Source organism: Marinobacter sp. UBA2498 (genome assembly GCF_002341575.1).
Lineage (GTDB): Bacteria > Pseudomonadota > Gammaproteobacteria > Pseudomonadales > Oleiphilaceae > Marinobacter > Marinobacter manganoxydans.
On record NZ_DDOI01000080.1, the window covers coordinates 33,211 to 34,477 of the forward strand.

Consider the following 1,267-nt stretch of genomic DNA (forward strand, 5'->3'; position numbering starts at 1 on the left):
TGCCAAGATCGAGCCGGTCGGATAAGAACTCAGGGGCCAAGGGCGTTGCCGGGCCGGAATTTATTCCCGACGTAGGTTTGGAACCTGTTCAGATCATGGGCCCCTGCAGACCGTTACGGGCAAGATGCAGTGCGATGGCAGCCATCATGGCACCGAACCAAATCACGGACGCAGTGCTGGCACCTGCAAAAAAGCCACCAGGCTGCCACGAATCACATTGAAAAAGGCTACAACGGCCAACCCCGACGGGCCAGAAACTGTTGAATCATTTACATTAGGTTCAGTCAGGAAGATGTGCTGATGGATCTGGTGATTGAGGATCAGGACGTGGGCCTTCGCCGGAGTTTCGGGACCACTTCTTCGCAGACGGTATCAGCCTGGACTCGCTGAGCCGCGCACCCGCCATCGTTTACGGCCCAAACGACCAGTTACAGCATCGGTTCATGGACAGCTTTGGGTATCACGGCGGTTTTCGCTATCACCTGTGCCCGTCCTCGCAGGGATTTGTCCAGTTTGCACTGGCCGGAGTGGGTTACGGCATGATTGCAGAAAATCAGGCCCTGAGTGTTCCGCTGTATTGGCATTTCTGGCGACACAGCGGCCACACCATTCAGTTTCTGACAACCCGGCTTGAGCGATTTTTTAACAGAGCGTCGTAATACCCACCCCGGGCGATTGCGTCCAGCATTTCAGGCCAGTGCAATCATCGGAGTCACCGCAAGCCCGCCACCGATCAGCAGTACAAACAACATCAGTGCCAGAGCAAAAGGCTTGATCCCCAGGGCGCGAAGCTTCGACATGCGCGTTTCATAACCCAGCGCTGCCATAGCCATGGTAAGTGCGATCTGGCCCGTCAGCGTCAGGCTTTCGTGCAAGGCTTCCGGCAGCGTGACAACGCTGTTAAACAGCGCCACCGCCACAAAACCGAACGCGAACCAGGGAACGGTCAGTTTACCGACGGATTGGGTGCCATCCTGTCTGGTTGCGTGGCGATTGAGCCACCATCTGCCCACCAGCAGCAGGAACGGTACCAACAGCATCACGCGTACCAGCTTGACGACAACCGCGTTCGCCAGCGCCTCTGGGCCAATTGCATTGCCGGCCGCAACCACTTGAGCGACCTCGTGCACGGTGGCACCGATGTAAATGCCATACAGGCCCTGATCCCAGCCGATCATCGAAAACAACACGGGCTCCACCACCATGGCCAGGCTACCGAACAATACAACCGTTGCCACTGCCATGGACGTAGTGGCAGGCCGCGCCC

At 57.5% G+C, this 1,267-nt stretch carries 2 protein-coding genes; one reads left to right on the forward strand and one right to left on the reverse strand.

The window, feature by feature from the left end; translation table 11 throughout:
- Window positions 1-443 precede the first annotated feature (443 nt).
- Window positions 444-659, forward strand: a complete 216-nt coding sequence (locus B2W52_RS10970) for an ArgP/LysG family DNA-binding transcriptional regulator (protein WP_069184685.1) — start codon at window positions 444-446, stop codon at window positions 657-659.
- Window positions 660-689: 30 nt separating this feature from the next.
- Here the strand turns inward: B2W52_RS10970 and B2W52_RS10975 are convergent.
- On the reverse strand, window positions 690-1,267 hold a 578-nt coding region (locus B2W52_RS10975; RefSeq protein WP_286803022.1), incomplete at its 5' end, for a YeiH family protein.

Excerpts from the sequence above, each read along its gene's own strand:
- B2W52_RS10970 (WP_069184685.1), top strand. The coding sequence starts at position 444 with ATGGACAGCTTTGGGTATCACGGCGGTTTTCGCTATCACCTGTGCCCG.